We start from the raw sequence: 7,736 nt of genomic DNA on the forward strand, positions 1-7,736 counted from the left end.
AACCAGCGCCGCGACGATCTACGACGTGGCGAAGCGGGTTGGCGTGTCACCGATGACGGTGTCGCGTGTGGTGAACGGCGAAGCCAACGTCCGCGAAGCCACGCGGGCGGCCGTGCAAAAGGCGATGCGCGAACTGCAGTTCCGCCCCAACAAGGCGGCCCGCAGTCTGGCCGGCGCCAGCGAGATCCGCATCGGTCTGCTCTATAACAACCCGTCGGTCGCCTATTTCACCGAATTCCTGATGGGCGCGTTGGAAGGCGCCGGCCGCAATGGTGCCCAGATCGTGGTCGACAAGTCCAAGATCGGCGATCCGGCCGCCGGTACCGCGGCCGTGCGGACGCTCTTGAAGGGCGGTGTCAACGCCATGATCCTTACCGCGCCCCTGAGCGAATCCGTCGACCTGATCGCCGAATTGAAGAGCCTTGGCATTGCGGTCGTCGGCATCGCCACCGGATCGTTCACCGGCGAGGTCACCTGCGTCGGCATCGACGACTTCCGCGCCGGCTATGACATGACGAAGTACCTGATCGGCCAAGGCCATGCCCGCATCGGCTTCATCAAGGGCCATCCCTCGCATTCCTCGAGCCGCCTCAGGTTCGCCGGCTTCGAAGCGGCGATCCGCGATGCCGGCGCCAAGGTCGAGCCGCCGTCGGTGGCACAAGGCTTTTACAGCTATCGCTCCGGCATGATGGCGGCCGACGAACTGCTCACCGGCAAGACGCCGCCGACCGCGATCTTCGCCTCCAACGACGACATGGCCTCGGGCGCGATGAGCGTCGCCCACCGCAAGGGCTTCGACGTGCCGAAAGACCTGTCGGTGGTCGGCATCGACGACACCTCGGCGAGTTCGCTGTGGCCGGCCCTGACCACCGTCCGCCAACCGATTTTCGACATCGCCTCATCGGCGATGGACATCCTCACCCAGACTCTCAGCGAGCTGCGCGCCGGCCGCGATCCCGAATTCCAGAACATCGTGATGCCGCATGTGCTGGTGGAACGCGAATCCGCCGCACCGCCGCGTGACCTGCAGAAGATTTAAGGAGAAGGCATGCGCCTGCTTTTGATCATTACCGGCCTGTTGAATGCGGCCTTCGTCGCGTTCCATGTCTTCCTTGGCATGCAGATCGCGCATTGGCCCTTCCCTGGCCACGTTGTCGGCCTGCTGCAGGGATTCAACATCGCCGGCGCGCTGATCCTGACCTTCCTCTCCTTCGCCCTGTTGTTCCGCGGCAAGGAAGTGCTGGGGACGTGGCTCGGCGCGGCGACGCTGGCGCTCGGCGCCCTGATTTATCTGACGCGCGCGGTCGAAGAGTTCATCTGGCTGGCCGGAAACGTGAAAATCGCCCTGCTCTGCGCCTTGGTCGGACTGCTGCACGTCGTTCTGTTCACCGGCGTCCGGGTGACGCGGCCGGTGACTTGACGGTACCAATGTACCATGGTACATATGCATCACCATGACAGACACCAAAACCAACGTCGTCGAGCGCGTGCAGACTGGCATCCGCATCGAAAAGCGCCTTCTGAAGGTCCTTAAGGGATTGGCCGAGTATCTCGACATTTCCCTGGGCGACCTTCTGGAAGGCATCGTCCTGCACACCTTCGAAGGCAAAGCCCCCTTCAGCCCGGCCCTGATCGACCAGATCGCCAAGCTGAAAGAGGTCTACGGCCTCGACCTCACCGCCGCCGACAGCCACAAGCTGATCGAACGGGAATAGCTTCCCAACCAAAATCCGGACAACGTGACCGTGCCCCCCGCGCGCCGATAGCTGCGCGCCGGGGGAGCATCACTGATGAAAGGAACCGCCATGCGCCTTCGTGTCGATACACGTCAGCTCTGGCTGCACGTCGCCTATTGGGTCGGGATCATTCTCGACGCCCGCGCCGCGCTATACATGATCATTCCCGACCTCGATCCGCACGCCGATGCGGCCTCGCTGGCCAGTACGCCTTATCGCTTTGCCATGGCCTATGGCGCGGCGCTGATGCTGGGCTGGACAGGGCTGCTCCTCTGGGCCGATCGCAAGCCCATCGAGCGCCGGTTCGTGCTGGTACTGACCGTCTGTCCCGTGATCGTCGGCCTGACGCTGTCGCGCCTGGTGCTGACGGCCGCCGGCAAACTCCCAGTGCCGTTCACGCCAGCCTCGCTGGCCCTGCCCGTCGGACTGACGGCGCTGTTCCTGTTTTCGTATTGCTACAGTTTTCGCGGCCCGGCGAAGGCATAGTCTTCTGCCCCAGGCGCGAGGCAACTTCGACGACGGCACATGAAGCGCAAGGCCGGAAAAGTGGCGCAAAACAAAACGGCCGGGATTGCTCCCGGCCGCTTTGCCACTACCAATGCGAAATTCACACTGTTTTCAGCCCGTGGGAGACGAATATCTCCTTCACATGGGCGATCAGTTCCGGCGTCGGCGGCTGGGTGTCCTTGAGCTGATACGGCAGCTTCATCGCTTCCCACTTGGGCTCGCCCATCTTGTGGAACGGCAGCACTTCCACCTTTTCCATCTTGAGCTTGGCCGCGTAGGCCGCCAGTTCCGTGACGTGTTCGAGATTGTCGGTCCAACCCGGCACCAGCACGTAGCGCAGCCATGTCGGCTTGCCCATTTCGGACAGCCGCTCGGCGAAGCGCAGCGTCGGAGCCAGTTCGGCGCCGGTCAGGCTTTTGTAGATGCCCGGGTCCCACGACTTGATGTCGAGCAGCACCAGATCGGTCGCTTCCAGCAGCGCCGGCGTGGCGTGATCGCCAAGAAAGCCGTTGGTGTCGAGCGCAGTGTGCAGACCCATGGCCTTGCAGCCCTGGAAGAAGGCGGTGACGAAGTCCGGCTGGGCGAGCGGCTCACCGCCGGTGCACGTCACGCCGCCACCGGTGCGCTTCAGATAGTGGGCGTAGAGCATGACCTCGTTGAGGAGATGCGCCACGCCCGTCTTCTTGGCATCCTTCATGTGCCAGGTGTCGGGGTTGTGGCAGTACAGGCACCTGAGGTGGCATCCCGACAGGAACACCACGAACCTCAGGCCCGGACCGTCCACCGCGCCGCCGGTTTCGACGGAGTGGACATACCCTTCCACATTGACACTCGTGCTGTGCACTTCAAACCGCCTTCAGATCAGACGCACTCATGGAACGTGCGACGGATGACATCCAGTTGCTGTTCCCGCGTCAGCTTGATGAAGTTCACGGCGTAGCCCGACACGCGGATGGTGAGCTGCGGATACTGTTCCGGATGCTCCATCGCATCTTCCAGCATCTCGCGGTCGAAAACGTTGACGTTGAGATGATGGCCGCCGCTCATGAAGTAGCCGTCCAGCAGGCCGACGAGATTGTCCTTGCGGCCGTGGTTGGTTTTGCCGAGCGCGCCGGGGACGATCGAGAAGGTATTGGAAATGCCGTCCTGCGAATGCTGGTACGGCAGCTTGGCCACCGACGACAGCGAGGCGAGCGCGCCCTTCTTGTCGCGGCCGTGCATCGGGTTGGCGCCCGGCGCGAACGGCTCACCGGCCTTGCGGCCGTCCGGGGTCGTGCCGGTGTTCTTGCCGTAAACGACGTTCGACGTGATCGTCAGGATCGACTGCGTCGGCATCGCGTTGCGATAGGTCTTGAGGTTCTTCAGCTTCTTCATGAAGCGCTCGACCAGATCGGTGGCGATCGAGTCGACGCGGTCGTCGTTATTGCCGTAGCAGGGATATTCGCCTTCGGTCTCGAAATCGACCGCGAGGCCGCGCGCGTCGCGCTTCACCTTGACGGTGGCGTATTTGATTGCCGACAGCGAATCCGCCGCGATCGACAGGCCGGCGATGCCGCAGGCCATCGTGCGCAGGATATCGCGATCGTGCAACGCCATCTCGACGCGCTCGTAGCAATACTTGTCGTGCATGTAGTGGATGATGTTCAGCGCATCCATGTAGGTGGAGGCGAGATAATCCATCATCGCATCGAGGCGCGGCATCACCTCTTCGTACTTCAGCACGTCGCCGGTGACCGGCTGCAGCGCCGGGCCGACCTGCTTGCCGGTGATCTCGTCGCGACCGCCGTTGATCGCGTAGAGCAGCGTCTTGGCAAGATTGGCGCGGGCGCCGAAGAACTGCATCTGCTTGCCGATGCGCATGGCCGACACGCAGCAGGCAATGCCGTAGTCGTCGCCCCAATAGGGACGCATCAGGTCGTCGTTCTCGTACTGGATGGCACTGGTCTCGATCGACATCTTGGCGCAATACTTCTTGAACGCCTCCGGCAGGTTGACCGACCACAGCACCGTCAGGTTCGGCTCCGGCGCCGGGCCGAGGTTGGTCAGCGTATGCAGGAAGCGGAAGCTCGTCTTGGTCACCAGCGTGCGGCCGTCGAGGCTCATGCCGCCGATCGATTCCGTCACCCACACTGGGTCGCCCGAAAACAGATCGTTGTATTCCGGGGTGCGCGCGAAGCGGATCATCCGGAGCTTCATGATCAGGTGGTCGACGTATTCCTGCGCTTCGGATTCGGTGATGATGCCGGCCTTGAGATCGCGCTCGAGGTAGATGTCGAGGAAGCTGGAAACGCGACCGAGCGACATGGCGGCGCCGTTCTGCTCCTTCACCGAGGCGAGATAACCGAAATAGGTCCACTGCACCGCTTCGCGGGCATTGGCGGCCGGCTTGGAAATGTCGAAGCCGTAGGACGCGGCCATCTGCTTCAGTTCGTGCAGCGCACGGATCTGTTCGGCGAGCTCTTCGCGCAGGCGGATGGTTTCTTCGGTGATGTTGTGGTCGAGCGCCAGCGACTGCTGCTTGCGTTCGTCGATCAGCCGATCGACGCCGTAAAGCGCGACGCGGCGATAGTCGCCGATGATGCGGCCGCGGCCGTAGCCGTCGGGCAAACCGGTCAAAATGTGGGCCGAACGCGCCTTGCGCACGTTCTCGGTGTAGCCGTCGAAGACGCCGTCGTTATGGGTCTTGCGGTAATGGGTGAAGATGTCGTGGACGTTCTTCGACACCTTATAGCCGTAGGCGGCGGCGGCCTTCTCGGCAACCTTGATGCCGCCGAACGGCATCAGCGCGCGCTTCAAGGGTTTGTCGGTCTGCAGGCCGACGATGGTTTCGCTGTCCTCATCGATGTAGCCCGGCTCATGGCTGACGATGGTCGAGACGATCTCGGTATCCATGTCGAGCGTGCCCTTCTTGGCGCGCTCCGCATCCATCAGTACAAGGACTTTTTTCCACAACGCGAGCGTGCGCTCGGTCGGCGGCGCCAGGAAGGCCTCATCGCCGGTGTAGGGACGGACATTCAACTGGATGAAGTCCCGGACGTTGATTTCGTGCTTCCACGAAGTTCCCGCAAACGCCGGCCCGGCAACCGTTACACCGTTGTCCAAACCTTGAGCTGCAACGCGATCCACTTTTTCTTCTCCTTGTTCAAACGCGCCGTGCGTCATCACTCAAAACCACGGCGTGAGATACGTCCGTTTTCACTCGACCTATCTGTTCCCCTCGTGTGGCAAATACATGCCGAGGGGAAGCCTTTTTACAGCGTCATATTGATGCGCGGCCGACACATTTTTGTCCCATTCACGCACAATCGCTTTCGCGCGCATTTCACGCGCGATTGCACGAAGGATGATGGGAGAATTTTTTGCGACGGCGAGTGCGTAAAAACCCGCATTCGGTCTAGGCATCGTGCACAACGCGGATGCAGATCGGTCGAGAATTACGCTGGGGAAGTTCGTCGCCAAAGATTCGAACAAGGCGTGTGAGCTGCCTTGCCTCCCGCGTCGCTGAATGTTGTACAGCGCGTACCGCTTTTAACTGCGCCCTCTTTCCCACCCCGGACAAGCTGCCCCAATGTCGCAGTTGCACGATTTTTGGGACCGCAGTCCCAGTCATTGCTACCGGTTACCGTTACCGGTCACATAACGGCCGGAATTGATTCGGGATTGACCGCCATCAGCGCCCCAAGATCGTCGCCAATTTGGCCAGCACCCGGCCCGGCAGGTAGCGGCGGAGGGTCCGGCGGTTGTAGTCCTGCTCCCACCAGCCATCGCCGAAGGGGTCGAACGCGGGCGCGTCGGTGCGGCGGAAGAAGGCGGTGGTGAGCGTCACCCCTACCCGGTCAAACATCCGGTCCCGGCACAGAAACGCGTACAGGTTGTGGATAGAGCGAATTTGCACGTCGTCGATGACCAGCAGCGCGCCCGGCCTCAGGTGCGGATAGACATAATAATACTCAAGGTCGGGAAACGGGTAGCCGTGCGGGCCGTCCAGCAAAGCGAAGTCCAACGGCGTCTCGAAGAAATGACCCGGCAGGGTGCGCTGGGTCGGGCCGAGCACGAACGACACCACCTCGGCACGGAAATTCGGGTTCGTCCGGGTATTGCCGATGCTGCCGTTGCCGTCGTCCATGGCGAACACGGTGTGGGCCCGGCTGAGATGGGAGAGCAGCAGCGTGGTCGCCCCGCATCCCGTCTCCATCGAGCGGCCGATCGCCATCCCCTCGGTGTGCTTGAGGATCGCATCGAGCACCCGCGGCGAGGTCCCGCCGGCGCGGTGCAGCGAGGTGGACACCGACTTGATCCCGGCAAGGGTCGCAGGCGCAAGGCTCATCGGCCGCTCGGAGGAAGAATTCGCATCCCTCCTCACTATGCGATTGCGACTGAGTTGTACACGCGCAAAGGTTGCCGCTGGGAAAACGAATTCCCTCTCCCCGCCGTGGCAGGACGCAAAATCTTGCACTTAGCGGCGGGCATGGCCGGTCGTGCCTTACACTCCGCCGCTAAGCGCTAGATTTTGCTGGCGAGGGGGTCTGTGCACTCCCCCCTCGCCTGAAAAATCATCGGAGTTAGGACCGCGCCAATTTGGATGTTGGAACACCTCGGAGGCGCGTCCCTAACCCCGTGATTTTTCTTCCTCTCCCACAAGGGGAGAGGAAGACTGACATAAGCATATGCAGATTTCTTTATATGCTCCTTGCCGGTGTGGCGGGGCGCTGGTAAAGACGGCGGCCAGATTTATCTTCCGAAGGGACCCCGCCATGGCCGCCACTGATTACATCGTCAAAGACATCGCCCTCGCCGATTGGGGCCGCAAAGAGCTCAACATCGCCGAGACCGAAATGCCCGGCCTGATGGCGACGCGCGCCGAATACGGTTCCAAGCAGCCCTTGAAGGGCGCCCGCATCGCCGGCTCGCTGCACATGACGATCCAGACGGCGGCCCTGATCGAGACCCTGAAGGTGCTCGGCGCCGACATCCGCTGGGCCTCGTGCAACATCTATTCGACCCAGGACCACGCCGCCGCCGCCATCGCCGCCGCCGGCATCCCGGTGTTCGCGATCAAAGGCGAGAGCCTGGTCGACTATTGGGAATACACCCACAAGATCTTCGAGTGGGCCGACGGCGGCACGCCGAACATGATCCTCGACGACGGCGGCGACGCCACCCTGCTCGTCCACCTCGGCGTCCGCGCCGAAGCCGGCGACACGGCGTTCCTCGACAAGCCGACCTGCGAAGAAGAGGAAGTACTGTTCGCCGCGATCAAGACGCGGCTCAAGACCAAGCCGGGGTTCTACACGGCGATCGCCAAGAACATCAAAGGCGTCACCGAAGAGACCACCACCGGCGTCCATCGCCTTTATCAGATGGAAAAGGACGGCAAGCTGCTGTTCCCGGCGATCAACGTCAACGACAGCGTCACCAAGTCGAAGTTCGACAACCTCTACGGCTGCCGTGAATCGCTGGTCGACGGCATCCGCCGCGCCACCGACGTCATGA

The 7,736-nt window shown here is 62.2% G+C and carries 8 protein-coding genes; 5 read left to right on the forward strand and 3 right to left on the reverse strand.

All coding sequences use genetic code 11. The annotated features are described in order from the left end of the window. From AC1P6P_RS07520 to AC1P6P_RS07535, 4 genes are all read left to right on the forward strand, one after another. A partial coding sequence (locus AC1P6P_RS07520; protein ID WP_481401816.1) for a LacI family DNA-binding transcriptional regulator occupies nucleotides 1–1,039 on the forward strand: 1,039 nt, incomplete at its 5' end. 9 nt (nucleotides 1,040–1,048) lie between these two features. Next, the gene (locus AC1P6P_RS07525) at nucleotides 1,049–1,420 is read left to right on the forward strand and encodes a hypothetical protein (protein ID WP_481401817.1); all 372 of its coding nucleotides are present in this window, start codon (nucleotides 1,049–1,051) and stop codon (nucleotides 1,418–1,420) included. A gap of 34 nt (nucleotides 1,421–1,454) precedes the next feature. Further along, nucleotides 1,455–1,715 carry a hypothetical protein gene (locus tag AC1P6P_RS07530; protein WP_481401818.1) on the forward strand — a complete coding sequence of 87 codons (261 nt, stop codon included), beginning with the start codon at nucleotides 1,455–1,457 and terminating at the stop codon, nucleotides 1,713–1,715. Between the two features lie 75 nt (nucleotides 1,716–1,790). Then, nucleotides 1,791–2,222, forward strand: coding sequence for a hypothetical protein (locus AC1P6P_RS07535; protein WP_481401819.1), 432 nt, complete (start codon nucleotides 1,791–1,793; stop codon nucleotides 2,220–2,222). Nucleotides 2,223–2,343: 121 nt separating this feature from the next. Here the strand turns inward: AC1P6P_RS07535 and pflA are convergent, their stop codons facing one another. The 3 genes from pflA to AC1P6P_RS07550 all read right to left on the reverse strand — a co-directional run bounded on the left by pflA (nucleotide 2,344) and on the right by AC1P6P_RS07550 (nucleotide 6,570). Beyond that, nucleotides 2,344–3,087 (reverse strand): pyruvate formate-lyase-activating protein, encoded by a 744-nt coding sequence (gene pflA, locus AC1P6P_RS07540; RefSeq protein WP_481401820.1) that lies wholly within the window; start codon nucleotides 3,085–3,087, stop codon nucleotides 2,344–2,346. 17 nt (nucleotides 3,088–3,104) lie between these two features. Then, nucleotides 3,105–5,345 (reverse strand): formate C-acetyltransferase, encoded by a 2,241-nt coding sequence (gene pflB, locus AC1P6P_RS07545; RefSeq protein WP_481401823.1) that lies wholly within the window; start codon nucleotides 5,343–5,345, stop codon nucleotides 3,105–3,107. A 568-nt stretch (nucleotides 5,346–5,913) separates the two neighbouring features. Further along, a complete protein-coding gene (locus tag AC1P6P_RS07550) occupies nucleotides 5,914–6,570 on the reverse strand; it encodes a class I SAM-dependent methyltransferase (RefSeq protein WP_481401821.1) in 657 nt (218 codons plus the stop codon). 427 nt (nucleotides 6,571–6,997) lie between these two features. Here AC1P6P_RS07550 and AC1P6P_RS07555 point away from each other — a divergent pair. After that, a partial coding sequence (locus AC1P6P_RS07555) for an adenosylhomocysteinase (protein WP_481401822.1) occupies nucleotides 6,998–7,736 on the forward strand: 739 nt, incomplete at its 3' end.

The organism is Rhizomicrobium sp., assembly GCF_056722145.1.